Raw genomic sequence first — 17,144 nt, 5'->3', positions numbered from 1 at the left:
AGCATCCCGGTGGCGGCTGCGGAGAATTCTCAGAAGAATTTCGCGGGAGGTGTCGATCCGGCCGTGTCCCGTTCGACGCAGGGGTGAGAGCCGGGGAGAGCCCCCGTCCTCCCGACCGAGGAGCCACCATGCCGCGCTTCATGTCCCTCATCCGTCTCGACGAACAGGCCGCCGCCGGATTCGAGCCCGACCCCGGCTTCGACGAACGGGTGTCCGCCCTGTTCGAGGAGATCAACAAGGCCGGGGTGATGCTGGACACCGCCGGGCTCGCCCCGACCGCCGGGTCCACCCGCGTCCACTGGTCCGGGGGCGCCCTCAGCTACACCGACGGGCCGTTCACCGAGACCAAGGAGGTCGTCGGCGGATACGCCATCCTCCAGTGCAAGGACAAGGAGGAGGCGCTGGAATGGGCCCGGCGCTTCCTGCGGGTCCACCCGGAGAGCTGGAACGTCACGTGCGAGGTCCGCGCCATCGACGAACCCTGAGCGACCGCCCCCCACCGGCCCGGCCTCGGTTGCCGGGGTCCGGTGCGGCTGCTCTGATGGGTGGCCGTGACGGCAGCGAGCGCGGTTGAGACGGTGTTCAGGATGGAGTCCGCGCGGATCATCGCGGGAGTCGCCCGGATCGTGCGGGACGTCGGCATCGCGGAGGAGCTCGCGCAGGACGCCCTGGTCGCCGCGCTGGAGCAGTGGCCGGAGTCGGGTGTCCCGGACAACCCGGGAGCCTGGCTCATGGCCACCGCCAGGCACCGCGCCGTCGACCTGGTGCGCCGCCGCGAGACGTACGCCCGCAAGCTGGCCGAGATGGGCCGCGACCCGGACGGGCCGGGCCACGCCCCGGAACCCGTCCCGGCCGACCCGGACGACATCGACGACGACCTGCTCCGGCTGATCTTCACCTCCTGCCATCCGGTGCTCTCCACCGAGGCGCGGATCGCCCTCACCCTGCGGCTGCTGGGCGGCCTCACCACCGAGGAGATCGCCCGCGCCTTCCTCGCCACCGAGCCGGCCGTCGCCCAGAGGATCGTCCGGGCCAAACGGACGCTCGGCCGGGCCGCCGTCCCCTTCGAGGTGCCGTACGGCCCCGAGCGGGCGGCCCGGCTCGGATCGGTGCTGGAGGTCATCTACCTCGTCTTCAACGAGGGCTACGCCGCGACCGCCGGGGACGACTGGCTGCGCCCGGGACTCTGCGAGGACGCGCTGTGCCTGGCCCGGGTGCTGGCCGGCCTGATGCCGCAGGAGCCCGAGGTGCACGGACTGGCCGCGCTGCTGGAGCTCCAGGCCTCGCGCACCACCGCCAGGACCGGGCCGGACGGGGCGCCGGTGCTGCTCGCCGACCAGAACCGGGCCCGCTGGGACCGGCTGCTGATCCGCCGCGGCCTCGCCGCGCTGCTCCGGGCGAGCGAGACCGCGAACCGGGCGGCGGACCGGAACGCGGGCACCGGGGCGGCCACGGCGGGGCAGGCGCTGGGCCCGTACGCGCTGCAGGCCGCGATCGCCGCCTGCCACGCCCGCGCGGCCCGGTACGAGGACACCGACTGGGCCGCCATCGCGGCGCTCTACGACCGCCTCGCCGCCCTGACCCCGTCACCCGTCGTCGAGCTCAACCGCGCCGTCGCCGTCTCCATGGCCGAGGGCCCGGCGGCCGGTCTGGCCCTGGCCGACGCCCTGGCCGCCGACCCGGCCCTCAAGGCGTACCACTTGCTGCCGAGCGTCCGGGGGGATCTGCTGGTCAGGGTGGGGCGTACGGACGAGGCGCGCGCCGAGTTCGTACGGGCGGCGGAGCTGACCCGTAACCAACGGGAACGGGCGATGCTGCTGGACCGGGCGGCACACCTGGACCGCGGCGGCCGATGAGTTCCGGCCCCGCGGCCGGTCTACCCTGCACGACCGTCCGCACCACCGCGTGAGGAGAAGGACCATGCAGAAGATCACCACGTTCCTGTGGTTCGACCACAACCAGGCCGAGGAGGCCGCCGACCACTACATCTCGGTCATCGGCGGCGACTCCCGGGTCCTGGACGTGACCCGCTGGACGGCGTCGGCACCCGGCGAGGCGGGCGCCGTGATGACCGTGCGCTTCCAGCTGGAGGGCACCGAGTACATCGCGTTCAACGGCGGCCCCGAGTTCCCCTTCAACGAGGCCGTGTCCCTCTCCGTGGAATGCGCCTCGCAGGAGGAGGCGGACGAGCTGTGGGACAAGCTCACCGCGGACGGCGGACAGGAGAGCCAGTGCGGCTGGCTCAAGGACCGGTTCGGCGTCTCCTGGCAGATCATCCCGCCCGGCCTCGGTGACGCCCTGACCGACCCGGACCCGGAGAAGGCGGCCCGCGCGATGAAGGCGATGCTCGGCATGAAGCGGCTCGACATCGAGGCCCTGCGCAACGCCTGAGCCGGCCGGCACGGGGGCGGCGGTCCGGGCCCGCGGAACCCGGCGGACTCGGTAGGGTCTCGCCCATGTCCCGCCGTTCAGCGCTGCCCCCGCCCCCGCCGCCCGTGGAGATACGCACCTGGCCCGACCGGGGAGCGCTGCTCGCCGACCGGGCCCTGCTTCTGGGCGAGTTGGTGAAGATGCACCTGGGCCCCGGGCGGCTCGGGCTGCTGTGGCTCTGGGGTGCGCTCGGCGCCCTCGGCTGGTCGCTGATCAGCACGGCGTTCATCACCTTCGAGGAGTCCTACGACGTCATCAGCGCCATCATCGGCCTGGTCCTCCTCGTCCTGGGCGTGTGCTGCCTGGTGCCGGCCGTCATCCTGGTCGTCGTCGGGCTGCGCCGTGACGTACTGATCCGCCGACTGCTGGCGCAGTGGGGCGAGTTGGACCGTGAGCCGGCGGCCGACCGCGCGCTCCGGCTGCCCGGGACCAGCCTGGTCTGGCTGCTGGTCTCCTTCCTGCTCTGCGCGTGCGGGCTGTACGCGTGCGTCGCCGTTCCGGCCGGAGCGGTCCGGGGCCACGACACCTACGGCCTGATGGCCCTCATCATGGGACTCGGCCTCGTCGGCTGGCTCATCGGCCTGATCGGCGTCACCAAGGCGCTCCTGCACCGGCGTTGGGTGATCAGGGTGCTGATCGGGGCGCCCGCGCCCGCCACGCTGGTCTCCTCCGGAGGCGGGGCGCACCGCTGACTCCGGTCCTATCCTTGGCGCGTACACGAGAACGGCGCGTGTGCGCAGGACTCAGGGGGAGGGCGTGTCATGGAGTGGTACTGGTGGCTGCTGATCATCTTCTGGACGGGCGGATTCGGCTGGCTGGCCGACAACGCCCGTACGGCGCTGCGCAATCGGCACGAGCGCAGGCTGGAACTGCTGGAGGCCGGCAAGCGGGAACGGCTGGCCGTCGAGGCGGCGCACAAGCCGCCGGAGCCGGTCTGCGGCTGCACGCACCACCTCGCCAAGCACGACAAGCAGGGCAAGTGCCATGAGCTGGTCGAGGTGCCGACCGCCTGGGACGAGCAGAAGAAGCCGGTCCGCTTCGAGTCGGGGCAGTGCAACTGCCAGCAGTACGTGGGCCCGCAGCCGCTTTCGCAGGTGTACGCCGACGAGCTGACCGACCTCGGATAGGGCCGCCTGGCGGGGGGCCGCCGGCGGCACCCGCCGTCAGGCCAGGCCTGCCTCCGGGCCGGTCACGGGGTGGCCGATCAGCATCGTCGGGGCGTCCGCGACCCGGGTCAGGAAGACGGTGGCCCGGTTCGGGCCCTGGAGCTTCATCTTCTTTCGCAGCTCCTCCGGTTCGACCGGCGAGCCGCGCTTCTTGACCGTCAGGACGCCGACCTTCCGCTCCCGCAGCAGCGCCTTCAGCCGCTTCATGTTGAACGGCAGCTGATCGGTGATCTCGTACCCGGCGGTGTACGGGGAGTCGTACAGCTCGTCGCTCGTGACGTACGCGATCATCCCGTCGATCAGCCGGCCGCCGCACCGTTGCACGATGTCCGCGACCAGATGGGCCCGGATCACCGCGCCGTCCGGCTCGTACAGGTACCGGCCCACCGGCCCGACCGGCGGGGCGGGCAGTGCGGCCGGGGCCGACAGGGTGGCGCCCGACGGGAGCAGGGTGGCGCGGTACGAGCCGGCCTCGAAGCCCTCGCCGAACCAGAGCACCGTCTCCTTCACGTCGCCGCCGTCCGAGATCCACTCGGCCTCCGCCTGCGGGCCGATCGCCTCGTGCGGAACGCCGGGGGCGATCTTCAGCGCCGCCCTCGGGGCCCTCAGCGCGGCGGCGGTCGCCCAGGACAGCGGCGGGGAGTAGGCCTCCGGGTCGAAGATCCGGCCCCGGCCGCCCCGGCGGGCCGGGTCGACGAACACCGCGTCGTAGGGCGAGGCGTCGATCTCCGTGACATCGGCGCACCGCACCTCGATCAGCGCGCCCAGGCCGAGCGCGGCCGCGTTGGCCCTCGCCACCTCGGCGGTCAGCGGGTCGCGGTCCACGGCGAGGACGCGGATCCCGGCACGGGCCAGCGCGATGGCGTCGCTGCCGATCCCGCAGCAGAGGTCGGCGACGCTGCGCACGCCGGTGCCCGCGAACCGTGCGGCGCGGTGGGCCGCCACCGAGGAGCGGGTCGCCTGCTCCACCCCGTCGGGCGTGAAGAACATCCGGTGCGCGTCCTCGGCGCCGAACTTCGCCACGGCCCGCTGCCGCAGCCGGGCCTGCCCCAGCGCCGCCGAGACGAGGCCGGCCGGGTGGGTGCGGCGCAGCCGGGTGGCGGTGGCGAGTTCGGTGGCGGGGTCGTACGCGCGCAGCCCGGCCAGCAGCTCGGCGCCCTCGGGGGTGCGCAGGGCCAGGAAGCCGGCGAGGGGGCCGGACGGGTCGGGGGCGCCGGACGTGCCGGACGCGTCGGGCTGGCCGGGGTCGTCGGGCGGGCCGGTCGGGGCGAGAGCGTTCACCTGCCCCATTGTGAGCCAGCCGGGGGACCGGGCGGGTCCGGCGGCGGTGTCGGCCCGGGAGCCCGATCACGTACTGGCAGTATGCGGCGCCATGCAGCTTGTACGACAAAAGGAAGAATCTACTATGAACAGGCGCAGACCGGTACAGGCGACGCAGGGTCAGCAGGAGCAGCGACGGGGCGCGGCCGGGCGCGGGCGGGGATACCTGCGGCGCCGGCCCGGCTACGCGGTCCTGGCCGCACTCCTGGTCGCCGCGGTCGGCTCCGGCTGCGCGGCCGGCACCGACAGCCGCACCACCGCCGGGGCCCCGGAGCAGGGGACCAAGGCCCTCGCCGGGCAGCCGGGCGGCCCGGCCGGCAACGCGGGCGCGGCGGGCACCCGCGCCGCCCAGGCCGAGAAGGCGCGCCTCGCCCAGGCGGCCCGCGCGGTCGCCGCCAAGAAGTGGGGCCTGGCGGGCACTCCGCTGGCTGCGCCCCTCCCGCCCGCGGTGAAGCCGCACATCACCACCCGCAAGGGCTTCGAGGTCGAGGGCGGTGACGACTCGCTGCCGCCGGTCTTCACCAACGTCCCGACCAAGGAGAAGATCGTCTTCCTGACGATGGACGACGGGGACGACAAGGACCCCGAGCTGCTGCGGATGATGTCGGACCTGAACATCCCGTACAGCGCCTTCCTCAGCGACTACCTGGTGCGCGACGACTACGGGTACTTCAAGGACGCGCAGGCCCGTGGCGTCACCCTCAGCAACCACACGCTCAACCACCGCTATCTGCCCGGTCTCTCCTACGACGAGCAGAAGCAGGAGATCTGCGACCAGCAGGACATCATCGAGAAGCAGTTCGGCGAGCGCCCCCGGCTCTTCCGGCCGCCGTACGGCAACTACAACGGCGACACCCTGCGGATCGCCAAGTCCTGCGGCATCACCGCCGTGCCCCTGTGGTCGGAGGAGGCCTTCCCCGACCACATGGAGTGGCGGGAGGAGGACCAGGACCTGCACCCCGGAGACATCATCCTCACGCACTTCCGCGGCGAGAAGGACTGGAAGGGCTCCATGCCCGACCTGGTCAGGGCCGTCATGAAGGTCATCACGGACAAGGGATACGCCGTGGCCCGGCTGGAGGACTACGTATGAGAGGGGCGCACCGGCTGCTGGCCGGACTGCTGGCCGCCGGTGCGCTCCTGACCGCCTCCACCGGCTGTGCGCAGTCGGTGGACCCGATCGAACGGCTCGGCCGCAAGGCCGCGCAGCGGGTGAACCCGCCGCCGAGCCGGCCGGCCGCGCGACCGGCGGGGTCGCGCGCCGCGGCGGTGCGGGGCGACCACGGGGCGCCCGGGGCGCTGGTCGTCGTCTCCTGCGGGCGGGCGGCGGGGCCGCCCGGGGGAGAGGGCCGGAACGGTACGGGCGGGCGGAGCGTTGTCCTGCGGGAGGGCGCGGTTCCGGCCGGTCCGGGGCGCGGCGTCGTCCGTCATGGACGCCACGAGGGGCGTGAATTGGCACTCCGCTTGACCGAGTGCTAATCGCGGCCATAGTCTCAGTGCTGGCACTCCCCACTGGAGAGTGCCAGCAGTACTGTGCGACCGGCAGGTCCGGCACCCGCGACGACGGGCCCATCTGGTCGCCACCCAAAGACTGTTAACCCCGTGAGATCTCCGAAGGGGGAGACCGGATCGTGTCGACCAGCACCAAGGTTGCGATCAAGCCGCTCGAGGACCGCATTGTGGTCCAGCCGCTCGATGCCGAGCAGACCACGGCCTCCGGCCTGGTCATCCCGGACACCGCCAAGGAGAAGCCCCAGGAGGGCGTCGTCCTGGCCGTGGGGCCGGGCCGCTTCGAGAACGGCGAGCGTCTTCCGCTCGACGTCAAGACCGGCGATGTCGTTCTGTACAGCAAGTACGGCGGCACCGAGGTGAAGTACAACGGCGAGGAGTACCTCGTCCTCTCGGCCCGCGACGTGCTCGCGATCATCGAGAAGTAATTCACCCGACGTTTGCTTATGTTCTGCGCCCCTGGCCCCCTGCGAAATAACTAGCCGGGCGGCGAGGGGCGCAGTTCGTGTTTTTGAGAGGACAGTTCAGCTCCATGGCGAAGATCCTGAAGTTCGACGAGGACGCCCGTCGCGCCCTCGAGCGCGGCGTCAACAAGCTTGCCGACACGGTGAAGGTGACGATCGGCCCCAAGGGCCGCAACGTCGTCATCGACAAGAAGTTCGGTGCGCCCACCATCACCAACGACGGTGTCACCATCGCGCGCGAGGTCGAGCTGGACGACCCGTACGAGAACCTCGGTGCCCAGCTGGTGAAGGAGGTGGCGACCAAGACCAACGACGTAGCGGGTGACGGTACGACCACCGCCACCGTCCTCGCCCAGGCGCTCGTCCGCGAGGGCCTGCGCAACGTGGCCGCGGGCGCGTCCCCGGCCGCCCTGAAGAAGGGCATCGACGCCGCGGTCAAGGCCGTGTCCGAGGAGCTCCTCGCGACCGCCCGCCCGATCGACGACAAGTCCGACATCGCCGCCGTGGCCGCGCTCTCCGCGCAGGACAGCCAGGTCGGCGACCTCATCGCGGACGCGATGGACAAGGTCGGCAAGGACGGTGTCATCACCGTCGAGGAGTCCAACACCTTCGGTCTGGACCTTGAGTTCACCGAGGGCATGGCCTTCGACAAGGGCTACCTGTCCCCGTACATGGTGACCGACCAGGAGCGTATGGAGGCCGTCCTCGACGACCCGTACATCCTGATCCACCAGGGCAAGATCGGCTCGATCCAGGAGCTGCTGCCGCTCCTGGAGAAGGTCATCCAGGCCGGTGCCTCCAAGCCGCTGCTGATCATCGCCGAGGACGTCGAGGGCGAGGCCCTGTCGACCCTGGTCGTCAACAAGATCCGCGGCACCTTCAACGCCGTCGCGGTGAAGGCCCCGGGCTTCGGTGACCGCCGCAAGGCCATGCTCGGCGACATCGCCACCCTCACCGGTGCGACCGTCATCGCCGAGGAGGTCGGCCTCAAGCTCGACCAGGCCGGTCTGGACGTGCTGGGCACCGCCCGCCGCGTGACCGTCTCCAAGGACGACACCACCATCGTCGACGGTGGCGGCAAGTCCGACGAGGTCACCGGCCGCGTCAACCAGATCAAGGCCGAGATCGAGTCCACGGACTCGGACTGGGACCGCGAGAAGCTCCAGGAGCGCCTGGCGAAGCTGGCCGGCGGGGTCTGCGTGATCCGCGTCGGTGCGGCCACCGAGGTGGAGCTCAAGGAGAAGAAGCACCGTCTGGAGGACGCCATCTCCGCGACCCGCGCCGCGGTCGAGGAGGGCATCGTCTCCGGTGGTGGCTCCGCTCTCGTCCACGCCGTCAAGGTCCTCGAGGGCAACCTCGACAAGACCGGCGACGAGGCCACTGGTGTCGCGGTCGTGCGCCGCGCCGCCGTCGAGCCGCTCCGCTGGATCGCGGAGAACGCGGGCCTCGAGGGCTACGTCATCACCTCGAAGGTCGCCGAGCTCGACAAGGGCCAGGGCTTCAACGCCGCGACCGGCGAGTACGGCGACCTGGTCAAGGCCGGCGTCATCGACCCGGTCAAGGTCACCCGCTCCGCCCTGGAGAACGCCGCGTCCATCGCGTCGCTGCTGCTCACGACCGAGACCCTGGTCGTCGAGAAGCCGGCCGAGGAAGAGGCCGAGGCCGGTCACGGCCACGGTCACTCGCACTAGCGCGTAGCTCTCCGCGCAAGCGGTGAGGCCCGGTCCCCTGAGGGGGCCGGGCCTTTCGCGTGTCCGGGGCAAGATCCAGCCTTGCGGCTGCGTGCCCGGCCCCGGTCGGCGAAACCGGCACTGCCGGTGGCTTCTTCCGGCTCGGGTCGGCGAAACCGGCCTCTCGGGCGGGCAAGATCCAGCCTCGCCGGCGTTTGAGGCGCGGGGTCCGGGGCGGAGCCCCGGGGACGCTGCCCCCGGCCCCCCGCTCCTCAATCGCCGGAGGGGCTGGATCTTGCCCGGCGATCCCGAACGCGTCGGAGGGGCCCGAGCGTGGTCGACTACGCCGAGCGCGGGAGCGCGTCCCCGTGGACCGGGTCCGCGAACGGGCGGCCGGCGGCGAAGCGTTCCAGCTCGTCCAGGGCCTGGTCCGCCATCCGGTGCAGCTCATTGCCGAGCGAGCCCGCGATGTGCGGGGTCAGCAGCACGTTCGGCAGGTCGTAGAGCGGCGAGGTCTCCGGCGGCAGGTCGGGGGCCGTCACATCCAGGACGGCGTGCAGCCGTCCCCGTACCAGTTCCGTCACCAGCGCGGGCTCGTCGATGAGCGAACCGCGTGCGGTGTTGATCAGGGTCGAGCCGTCCGGCATGGCCGCCAGCTGGGCGGCGCCGATCAGCCTGCGGGTGGCCGGGAGCTCCGGCGCGTGGACGGAGACGATCCCGCTGCGGGCGCAGAGCTCGTCGAGCGGGACCGGCTCCACGCCGAGCCGGGTGGCCGCCGCCGGTTCCAGGTACGGGTCGTACAGCAGGACCTCGAAGTCGAACGGCCGCAGCAGCTCGATGACGCGGCGCCCGGTCCGGGACGCGCCGACGATGCCCACCGTGCGGCCGTGGTTGCCCCAGCCGTCGAGCTCCTCGCGCCAGTCGTGCGCGGCCCGCAGCTCCCGGTAGCGGCGGGCGCTGCCCAGCACGTTCTTGCCCGCGAAGAGGATCGCGGCCAGCGTGTACTCGGCCACCGGCCGGGCGTTCGCGGCCGCCACCGAGGTGACCTGGATGCCGCGCTCCCAGCACGCGTCGGTGATGTGGTGCTTGACGCTGCCGGCGGCGTGGACGACCGCGCGCAGCCGGGGCGCGGCCGCCAGGACCTCCTCGGTGAGCCGGGGCGCGCCCCAGCAGGTGAACAGGACCTCGGCCTCGGCCAGCGCGGCGGCGACCTGCGGGGAGGCGTCGGGCAGCTGGTGGGCGACGAGATCCGGATCGATGCGGACGAGGCCGGTCAGCCGGTCCCGCTGACCGGGCGTGAGCAGCCGTTCGACGATGCCGGACCCCATCGCCAGGAGTGCGGCGGGCCGGGTGTCAGTGGTGTGGTGCATGGTGGAACTCGGGCTCCTCGGATGTCACTTGACGCTGCCGGCGGTGAGACCGGCCTTCCAGTGACGTTGCAGGGTGATGAAGGCGATGATCAGCGGAGCGACGGCGAGGAGGGATCCGGTGACGACCATCGGATAGAAGGTGGGGTCGGCGTTGGCGGTGCTGTGCCAGTTGTAGAGGCCGAGGCTCAGCGGATAGAGCTTCTTGTCCGAGAGCATGACCAGGGGGAGGAAGAAGTTGTTCCAGATCGCGGTGAACTGGAAGAGGAACACGGTCACGAACCCCGGCATGACCATGCGCAGACCCACCGACCAGAAGGTGCGCATCTCGCCCGCCCCGTCGATCCGGGCGGCCTCCAGGACCTCGTCCGGTATGTAGCCCGCGCTGAAGATCCGGGCGAGATAGACACCGAAGGGGTTGACCAGGGACGGGATCAGCACCGCCCAGTAGGTGTTGACGGTCCCGGTCTTCACGGCCAGCAGGTAGAGCGGCAGGGAGAGCGCGGTCGAGGGCAGCAGCACGCCCAGCAGGACGAGCGCGAACAGCTTCTCCTTGCCGCGGAAGCGGTACTTGTCGAAGGCGTACCCCGCGGCGACGCTGATCAGCGAGCAGCCGAGCGCCCCGATCCCCGCGTACAGCAGGGAGTTGCCGTACCAGCGGAAGTAGACGCCGTCCTGGTAGGTGGAAAGGGCGGAGAGGTTGCCGCCGAGGTTGAAGCCCTCGAAGGAGAAGACGTCACCGCCCAGCAGGTTCCCGGCGTCCTTGGTGGCCGCGGTGACCAGCCAGATCAGCGGGAACAGCGTGTACACGGCGGCGATGACCAGCACGCCGTTGACCGCGCCCTTCGACAGCCAGCGGCTGGACCGGGCCCCGCCCGCGGCGACGGGGGCACGGCCCTCGGCGCGAGCGGGGGTGCGGGTCGGGGCGGCCGGATCGACCATGACGGGGGAGGTCATGCCCGTGCCTCCTTGCGGTTGTTGGTGAAGCGGGTGACGACGAAGGAGAGGACGGCGGCGACGAGGGCGATGAGCACGGAGGCCGCCGCGGCGAGGCCGTAGTCGTTGCGCTCGAACGCGGCGCTGTAGGCGTACATGTTCGGGGTCCAGGTGCTGGTGACGGCCGAGCCGGAGCCCCGGTTGAGGATCAGCGGCTCGGTGAACAGCTGGAGCGAGCCGATGATCGTGAAGAGGAGCACCATCACCAGCGAGGAGCGGATCAGCGGGAGCTTGATGGAGAAGGCGATCCGCCAGTTCCCCGCGCCGTCCACGGTCGCGGCCTCCAGCAGGGAGCGGTCGACGGCCTGCAGCGCGGCGTAGAAGATCACCACGTTGTAGCCGAGCCACTCCCACAGCGCGATGTTGACGATGGAGGGCAGCGTGCCCTGGGACGAGAAGAAGTCGAAGCCGATGCCGCCCGACTCCATCGCCTTGACGACGGGGCTGAGCTGCGGCGTGTACAGGTAGATCCAGATCAGCGCGGCGATCAGCCCGGGGATGGCGTGCGGCAGGAAGAACGCCAGCTGGAAGAAGCGCCGGGCGCGGGCCAGCGCGGTGTCCAGCAGCAGCGCCAGCACGATCGCGCCGCCGGCCATCAGCGGGATGTAGAAGGCGCAGTAGCCCAGGAGCACCCAGAAGCCGTCGCGGAACGCCTGGTCCCCGAGGGCGGAGGCGTAGTTGCCGAGCCCGTCGAAGACCGTGCGGGGGCCGTCGAAGCCGAGCCCGGACTGCTTCTCGGTGAACAGGCTCAGCCAGAGCGCGTAACAGACCGGGATGATCATCGCGGCGGTGAACAGGACGAAGAACGGCGTGAGGAAGGTACCGGCCGCGATCCGGGTACGGGCCTTCGCGCTCAGCCCGCCGGGGCGGGCACCGGACGTGGGAGGCGTGCTCATGAGGGCTCCTCGACCTTCAGGCCGCGCTTCTTGAGATCGGCGACAGTGGCGTCATGGGCGGTCTTGATCGCTTGCGGCAGGGTGGAGCTGCCGCCGACGACCTCACCGAGTTCGTCGCCGAGTGCGGAGTTGGTGGCACCGGGGCTGGGGCCCCACACCCAGTCGGGCCCGATCGAGGCACCCGCCTCGGTGAACAGGCCGTACAGGTCCTGGCCCCCGTAGAAGCTGGTGTCGAAGGCCTTGCGGGCGATCGGCACCATGGCCGGGGACGCGGGCAGCGCGCTCGACGTGCTCGCGCCGATCCGGGCCCTGATGGCGTCCTCGTGGGTGGACATCCACAGCGCGAACTCGACGGCGGCCGCCGCCTTGTGACTGTTCTTGCTCACGGCGAAGGTGGAGCCGCCGATCATCCCGCTGGCGGGCTTGTCGGCCTCCCAGCTGGGCAGCGGCAGGGCCGCCCACTTGCCCTTCTCCTCGGGGACGATGCCCGCGAGCACGCCGGCGCTCCAGGAGGCGCCGAGGTAGCCGACCGTGTTGCCCTGCTTCAGGGAGCTGGTCCACTCCGGGCTGAACGAGGAGGCGGTGCTCACCAGGCCGTCGTCGATGAGCCCCTGCCAGTACTCGGCGGTCCGCTTCGACGCGGGGTCGGTGGTGTCGATCTTCCAGGCGTCCTTGCCGGCGCTGAACCACTGGGCGCCGGCCTGCCAGGCCATCGCCTGGAAGAACGTCGGGTCGTCCGGGAAGAACGTGGCGATCCTGGTCTTCGGCGAGGCCTTCTTGACGTCGGCGGCCGCGGCCCGGAAGTCGTCCCAGGTCTTCGGCAGCGCGATGTGGTGCTCGGTGAAGAAGTCCTTGCGGTAGTAGAAGACCTGGGGCGCCGCGTCGAACGGCACCGCCCAGTTCTTGCCGCCGAGCGTCGTCATCTCGATGGTCTGCGGCAGGAACTTCTTCTTGATGTCGTCGGTGAGGTAGCCGCTGATGTCCTGCAGCGAGCCCTGGCTGACGAACGCGGAGAGCTGCGGGTACTCGATCGAGAGCAGGTCGGGGGCGATGCCCGCCTTCACCGCGTTGGCGATCTTCGGATAGCCGCCGAGACCGCCGGACGGTATCTCCTCGAACTCGACCTTGATCGTGTCGTGGGTCGCGTTGAACGCGTCCACGACCTCCTGCGAGCCCTTGGTCCATGCCCAGAAGGAGACGGTCACGGGGTGCTCGGCGGTGCCACGGGCGGGGGAGTCGTCGGCGCTGCCGCACGCCGTCAGGACGGCGAGGGCGGTGGCAGCGCCGACCAGTGCATGGATGGGACGGGACCAACTGCGGCTCACGGGAACAGCTCCTGTACGTGCGGGAACAGGCATTCGCCGTGATGTTTCGATCTGCGGTGAGCGAAGTCAAGAGCGAAAGATTGAATGATCGAAAAATGATCGAACGGGGAGGCGGTGAATGGGCTGAATTGCCGCGAACGGGACGTGCGGTGGGTGCCTTCTGCGGTGGATACCTTCTACGACCACGGGCTACGGCTACGGGCTACGGGCCCCGGGCCGCCCGGGTCAGGTGCCGGACGGTTCCGGGTCCACCGGCCGGTTCGACGGCCGGGCGCACGAGTCCCGCACCCGGAGGGTCGGCAGCAGGGCGATGTGGCGCCTCGGCGCCAGCTCGGACGGGACCCCGTAACGGTCCCCCGACAACCGCTCGACCAGCAGTTCCGCCGCACTGCGTCCGACCTCCCGCTTGGGCGGCGCGACCGCGGTGAGCGGGGTGTCGGCCAGCGCCGCCACCTCGTCGTCGTACGTGACCAGCGACAGATCGTCGGGCACCCGGACGCCGAGCTCGGCCAGCCGCCGCATCATCCGGATGGCGTCCTCGTCGTTGTGCATCAGGGCCGCGGTCGCCCGCCCGCGCCGCACCGCGTCCCGCAGCTGGAGCGCGGCCTGCTCGAACAGCACCGGATCGCGCTCGTCCGAAGACGACTCGATCACCGGGCCCGGCGCGCGCAGCCCCAGCACCGACAGAGCCCGCGCGTACCCCGCCCGGACCGCCTGCGCCGTCGGGCTGTCCGCCCGCGCGACCAGCAACGCCGCGCCGTGGCCCAGCTCCAGCAGGTGCCGGACGGCGAGCAGCACCCCGTGCGCGTGGTCCGAGCCGACCCGGTCGAGGCCGTCCAGCGGCCCGCCCGGCACCCCGGTCCGCTCCACCAGGACCCGCTCCACCGGCAGCTGGGCGAGCCAGCCGCTGTAGGCGGCCGGGTGGCCCGGCTCCGTCCAGCTCGGGGCCAGCAGCAGCCCCTGCGCCCCGGCCGCGAGGAGCCCGGCGGCATGCGCCGCGTCGTCCTCGGGGTGGTAGTCGGTGACCCGCAGGATCAGCCGCGCGCCGAGCCGGGCCGCGGCCTCGTGGGCGCCCCGGATCACCTCGGCGAAGTAGTAGACGGCGGCCGGGGCCAGCATCCCGATGACCGGGCCGCCGCCCGCCGGGGTGCCGGCCGGTCCGCGTTCGGCGGGCCAGGAGACCGAACCGTGCACCCGGTCGAGCAGTCCCCGTGCCGCCAGTGCCTCGACATCGCGGCGTGCCGTCACCGGGGAGACGCCGAGCCGGTCCGCGAGGTCCGAGACCCGGGCGGTGCCTCGTTCGCGTACCAGGTTCAGCAGTCGGTCATGACGTTCAGTGGCACCTTCGCGCACGGTGGCAGCCCCTCAGGCGATAGTGGATGATCGAACGATGTGCTGTTCTGATCATTCGATCACAATCGGCCGGGGGCGTCACGGTGCCGGGGGACCGGCCGTCAGCGGGGTCCGTACTTCCGGCCCGTCCTGGAGGTGACGCCCCCGAGCAGGCTGCGCGGGGTCACCTTCACCAGCCCCATGAGCGCCTTGTACCGGGGATCGGGGATCGAGACCGACTTGCCGCGCGCCAGGTCGGCCAGGGCCGAGGCCACCAGCTTGTCGGCGTCCAGCCACATCCAGCCCGGGATGTTGCCGGTGCCCATGCCGGCCCGCTGGTGGAACTCCGTCCGTACGAAGCCGGGGCAGAGCGCCATCAGCCGCACTCCCGAGCCCGCCAGGTCCTTGGCCGCGCCCTGGGTGAACTGCACGACCCACGCCTTGGACGCCCCGTACGTACCGCGCGGCACGAACGCCGCCACCGAGGCCACGTTGACGACTCCGCCCCTGCCGCGCTCCCGCATCCCGGCCGCGGCCGCCGAGGTCAGCCGCAGGACCGCCTCGCAGTGCACCTTCAGCATGGCCAGCTCGTCGGCCATGGGGACATCCAGATAGCTGCCCTTGTTGCCGAACCCGGCGTTGTTGACCAGCAGATCGACGGACTGCAGGCGGTCGCCCAGGCGGGCCTCGACCGCCGCGATCCCCTCGTCCGCCGACAGGTCGGCGGGCAGCACCTCGGCCTCGATGCCGTGCCGGTCGTGCAACTCGGTGGCCTGCTCGCGCAGCCGCTCGGTGTCGCGGGCCACCAGGACCAGGTTGTGCCCCTCGGCCGCGAGCCGCCGCGCGAACGCGGCCCCGATGCCCGCGGTGGCGCCCGTAATCAGTGCAGTCGTCATACGCGGCACGTTAGTGCCCCGCGCGGGCCCCCTGACGCGCCGCCCGGCGCCCTGCGCTCACCGCTGCCGGGCCGCGTACTCCCGCGCCTGCCTCAGCGGCTCGGGGTGCAGCGCCTCCGCGGCCGGGAGCAGCAGCGGCAGCAGCTCCCGCCGGGTCGTCACGGCCCGGAACTGGAGCTCCACCGTGACGTCGTGGTCCGGCCGGTGCACGATCTCCACCGGGTCGCCGGCCCGGATCGAGCCGGGCGTGAGCACCCGCAGATACGCGCCGGGGGTGGCCGCCCGGGTGTAGCGCCTGACCCACTGCCGCTCGTCGAGGTGACCGGCGAACGTACGGCACGGGATGCGGCCCGAGGTGATCTCCAGGAGCAGATCGGGGCCGACCCGCCAGCGCTCGCCGATCAGCGCGCCCCTGACGTCGACGCCGTCCGTGGTCAGGTTCTCGCCGAAGGCCCCGTTGGGCAGCGGGCGCCCCAGCGCCTCCTCCCAGCGGTCCAGCTCCTCGCGGGCGAAGGCGTACACCGCCTGGTCGGAGCCGCCGTGGAAGCGCAGGTCGCAGACCGCGTCCCCGGCCAGACCGCTGCCGCCGGTGCCCTCGGGGCCGGGGTCGGTGACCCGCACCGGGCCGTCGGCCGGACGCTTGTCGATCCCGGTCACCCCGTCCGGGGAGTCGGTGTACGGCACCGCCACGGGCCGGCCCGTGTTCACGGTCAGCACCCTCATCGCACTCATCCCCGCACGCTACCGACGCCCCGAGCGGCTGCCGAACGCATTCCGGCCCAAAGTCACACGCGAACAATTCGCACCTGACCCAAGAGCCGCTTATAGTCAAAGGGTGATCGAAGCCCGTCATCTCCGCGTCCTGCGAGCCGTGTCCACCACCGGCTCCTTCTCCGCCGCCGCCCGCGAGCTGGGCTGTACGCAGCCTGCGGTGAGTCAGCAGATGAAGGCACTGGAGTCCTCCGCCGGGACCACGCTGCTCATCCGGACCGGACGCGAGATGCGGCTGACGCAGGCCGGTCAGGCGCTCGTACGGCACGCCTCGGGCATCCTCGCCGGGCTCACCGCCGCCGAGGAGGAGGTCGCCGCGATCGCCGGTCTGCGGGCCGGCCGGGTCCGGCTGGTGTCCTTCCCGAGCGGCAGCTCCACCCTGGTCCCCGGCGCCCTCGCGGCGCTGCGGGCCGCCCACCCCGGCACCCGGGTCTCCCTGGTCGAGGCCGAGCCGCCCCGCTCGGTGGAGATGCTGCGTGACGGCGACTGCGACATCGCCCTCGCCTTCCGGTACGGCACGCAGGGCGCCGAGTGGGACGACCTGGTGGTGCGTCCGCTGCTCACCGACCGCCTGGTCGGCCTGCTGCCCGCCGGCCACCACCTGGCGGGCCGGCCGGCGGTGGGCATCGCCGAACTCGCCGATGAACCGTGGATCGCGGGCTGCCCGCGCTGTCGCAGGCAACTGGTGGAGGTCTGCGAGGAGTCCGGCTTCACCCCCCGGATCGACTTCGCCACCGATGACTACCCCGCCGTGATCGGCCTGGTCGGCGCCGGCCTCGGGGTGGCCGTGCTGCCGGCGCTGGCGATCGAGTCGGTACGCCCGAGGGGCGCCCTGACCGTCACCGTGGAGCCGGCCATCGAGCGCGAGATCGTCGCGCTGACCCTGCCCGACCTGGCGCAGGTCCCGGCGGTGGCGGCCACGCTGGACCAGCTGTCGCTGGCGGCCGCCCGCTGAGGGGTCGCGGGCACGGGCCGCGGGGCACGGGCCGCAGGGTGCGGCGC

At 72.0% G+C, this 17,144-nt stretch carries 18 protein-coding genes; 10 read left to right on the top strand and 8 right to left on the bottom strand.

Features of this window, described 5'->3' with window-relative positions:
- The first annotated feature begins 128 nt into the window (after window positions 1-128).
- From EDD93_RS05735 to EDD93_RS05715, 5 genes are all read left to right on the top strand, one after another.
- Window positions 129-485 (top strand): YciI family protein, encoded by a 357-nt coding sequence (locus tag EDD93_RS05735; protein WP_123524149.1) that lies wholly within the window; start codon window positions 129-131, stop codon window positions 483-485.
- Between the two features lie 102 nt (window positions 486-587).
- Complete coding sequence (locus tag EDD93_RS05730; protein WP_123524148.1) at window positions 588-1,856, top strand: RNA polymerase sigma factor; 1,269 nt, start codon at window positions 588-590, stop codon at window positions 1,854-1,856.
- A gap of 64 nt (window positions 1,857-1,920) precedes the next feature.
- Window positions 1,921-2,391, top strand: coding sequence for a VOC family protein (locus EDD93_RS05725; protein ID WP_123524147.1), 471 nt, complete (start codon window positions 1,921-1,923; stop codon window positions 2,389-2,391).
- A 65-nt stretch (window positions 2,392-2,456) separates the two neighbouring features.
- Window positions 2,457-3,122 (top strand): hypothetical protein, encoded by a 666-nt coding sequence (locus EDD93_RS05720; protein ID WP_123524146.1) that lies wholly within the window; start codon window positions 2,457-2,459, stop codon window positions 3,120-3,122.
- 69 nt (window positions 3,123-3,191) lie between these two features.
- Entirely contained in the window at window positions 3,192-3,557 is a 366-nt protein-coding gene (locus EDD93_RS05715; RefSeq protein ID WP_123524145.1) for a hypothetical protein, read from the top strand.
- Window positions 3,558-3,593: 36 nt separating this feature from the next.
- Here the strand turns inward: EDD93_RS05715 and EDD93_RS05710 are convergent, their stop codons facing one another.
- Window positions 3,594-4,886, bottom strand: a complete 1,293-nt coding sequence (locus EDD93_RS05710) for a THUMP-like domain-containing protein (protein ID WP_123524144.1) — start codon at window positions 4,884-4,886, stop codon at window positions 3,594-3,596.
- A 115-nt stretch (window positions 4,887-5,001) separates the two neighbouring features.
- On the opposite strand from EDD93_RS05710, the gene EDD93_RS05705 reads away from it, so the two are divergent.
- The 4 genes from EDD93_RS05705 (at window position 5,002) to groL (ending at window position 8,580) form a co-directional block, all read left to right on the top strand.
- On the top strand, window positions 5,002-6,009 hold the full coding sequence (locus tag EDD93_RS05705; RefSeq protein ID WP_123524143.1) for a polysaccharide deacetylase family protein: 1,008 nt from the start codon (window positions 5,002-5,004) through the stop codon (window positions 6,007-6,009).
- Entirely contained in the window at window positions 6,006-6,395 is a 390-nt protein-coding gene (locus EDD93_RS40100) for a hypothetical protein (RefSeq protein WP_260255954.1), read from the top strand. Before EDD93_RS05705 ends, EDD93_RS40100 begins: the two co-directional genes overlap by 4 nt.
- 149 nt (window positions 6,396-6,544) lie before the next feature.
- On the top strand, window positions 6,545-6,853 hold the full coding sequence (gene groES / locus EDD93_RS05695; RefSeq protein ID WP_024490209.1) for a co-chaperone GroES: 309 nt from the start codon (window positions 6,545-6,547) through the stop codon (window positions 6,851-6,853).
- 104 nt (window positions 6,854-6,957) lie between these two features.
- Complete coding sequence (gene groL, locus EDD93_RS05690) at window positions 6,958-8,580, top strand: chaperonin GroEL (protein ID WP_123524142.1); 1,623 nt, start codon at window positions 6,958-6,960, stop codon at window positions 8,578-8,580.
- Window positions 8,581-8,900: 320 nt separating this feature from the next.
- Here groL and EDD93_RS05685 read toward each other — a convergent pair whose 3' ends face one another.
- From EDD93_RS05685 to EDD93_RS05655, 7 genes are all read right to left on the bottom strand, one after another.
- The gene (locus EDD93_RS05685) at window positions 8,901-9,929 is read right to left on the bottom strand and encodes a hydroxyacid dehydrogenase (RefSeq protein WP_123524141.1); all 1,029 of its coding nucleotides are present in this window, start codon (window positions 9,927-9,929) and stop codon (window positions 8,901-8,903) included.
- A 24-nt stretch (window positions 9,930-9,953) separates the two neighbouring features.
- Complete coding sequence (locus EDD93_RS05680; protein ID WP_398902947.1) at window positions 9,954-10,883, bottom strand: carbohydrate ABC transporter permease; 930 nt, start codon at window positions 10,881-10,883, stop codon at window positions 9,954-9,956.
- Window positions 10,880-11,818, bottom strand: coding sequence for a carbohydrate ABC transporter permease (locus EDD93_RS05675; protein WP_123524140.1), 939 nt, complete (start codon window positions 11,816-11,818; stop codon window positions 10,880-10,882). The genes EDD93_RS05680 and EDD93_RS05675 overlap by 4 nt, the downstream gene beginning before the upstream one ends.
- Window positions 11,815-13,143: an ABC transporter substrate-binding protein gene (locus EDD93_RS05670; protein ID WP_123524139.1), complete on the bottom strand. Its 1,329-nt coding sequence runs from the start codon at window positions 13,141-13,143 to the stop codon at window positions 11,815-11,817. The genes EDD93_RS05675 and EDD93_RS05670 overlap by 4 nt, the downstream gene beginning before the upstream one ends.
- 225 nt (window positions 13,144-13,368) lie before the next feature.
- Window positions 13,369-14,496, bottom strand: a complete 1,128-nt coding sequence (locus EDD93_RS05665; protein ID WP_123524138.1) for a substrate-binding domain-containing protein — start codon at window positions 14,494-14,496, stop codon at window positions 13,369-13,371.
- Between the two features lie 101 nt (window positions 14,497-14,597).
- On the bottom strand, window positions 14,598-15,371 hold the full coding sequence (locus EDD93_RS05660; protein WP_123524137.1) for an SDR family oxidoreductase: 774 nt from the start codon (window positions 15,369-15,371) through the stop codon (window positions 14,598-14,600).
- Between the two features lie 57 nt (window positions 15,372-15,428).
- A complete protein-coding gene (locus EDD93_RS05655) occupies window positions 15,429-16,094 on the bottom strand; it encodes an MOSC domain-containing protein (RefSeq protein ID WP_185092457.1) in 666 nt (221 codons plus the stop codon).
- A 112-nt stretch (window positions 16,095-16,206) separates the two neighbouring features.
- On the opposite strand from EDD93_RS05655, the gene EDD93_RS05650 reads away from it, so the two are divergent.
- The gene (locus EDD93_RS05650) at window positions 16,207-17,097 is read left to right on the top strand and encodes a LysR family transcriptional regulator (RefSeq protein ID WP_123524135.1); all 891 of its coding nucleotides are present in this window, start codon (window positions 16,207-16,209) and stop codon (window positions 17,095-17,097) included.
- Window positions 17,098-17,144 lie beyond the last annotated feature (47 nt).

The organism is Streptomyces sp. 840.1, from assembly GCF_003751445.1.
Classification (GTDB): Bacteria; Actinomycetota; Actinomycetes; order Streptomycetales; family Streptomycetaceae; genus Streptomyces.
The sequence above is the reverse complement of the archived record's forward strand: the minus strand, read 5'-3'. Positions and strand labels throughout refer to the sequence as shown.